The 967-nt window shown below is 37.8% G+C and carries 1 protein-coding gene; it reads right to left on the bottom strand.

The window, feature by feature from the left end; translation table 11 throughout:
* On the bottom strand, positions 1 to 967 hold a 967-nt coding region (locus AC1DTM_RS28675), incomplete at both ends, for a GntP family permease (protein WP_477001511.1).

Here is a 967-nt window from a genome sequence, read left to right as displayed (position 1 = left end):
CCATTATGTGGTAATGTATCCATTCCGCCTGATGCCATTGATACAATGCGGTGCATAACTTCTAATGGAATATCATATTGATTGGCCGCTGCAATAAATTTATCTCCCATCGCACTTAAAACAATCCCCATTCCTCCTGATGCTGACCCTGTAATTCCAGCTAAAATATTCGTCGTTACTGCCCCATTCACTAATGGATTCGTGAAAGTTGCAGAGATGCTATCTCTCATAATTGCAAAACCTGGAAGTGCTGCAATAACACCGCCAAATCCAAATTCAGCTCCTGTATTCATTGTTGCAAGTAGCGCTCCACCAATACTTGTATTCAATCCAGCTTGAAATCCAGTTACTACTCGTTTCCAATATAATAAAAGCGTTGATAAAATCCCTATAATAAGTGCCAATTCTACAGACCAAATTCCAACTACCGCACTTAATTCTACTTTTCCAAATGCTTTCATACCAATAGCTGAGAAATCAAAACCATTTGGATACCACTTTGGTATCATGATTGTGAAAACTTTATTCATTACACCTACTAAAATAAGTGGTACAAACGCAATTACTTGCTGTACTCTTGTGATTTCAATACTGCTTAGTATCGGTATATCTTTTTGTTCTAATTGTAAAGATGCTGCCATTTCAGACTTTCCATCGTTAAAACCAAAATACCCTTCTCCTGCTGCTTTTGCCTTCTTACGCCTACTCTCTAAATAAAGTAAACCTAACGTTAAAACAAAAATTGCGCCTAAAATACCAAGTATCGGTGCTGCATAAATATCAGTTTTAAAAAAAGTTGTAGGTATTACATTTTGAATTTGTGGTGATCCAGGAAGCGCATCCATTGTAAATGTTGCTGCTCCAAGAACGATTGTGCCAGGGATTAAACGCTTTGGGATATCCGCTTGTCGAAACAACTTAGCCGCAAACGGAAATATAGCGAATACCACTACATACACACTAACAC

The sequence above is a fragment of the Bacillus sp. P4_D3 genome, from assembly GCF_056401855.1.
This window is presented reverse-complemented; position numbering and strand designations above follow the sequence as displayed.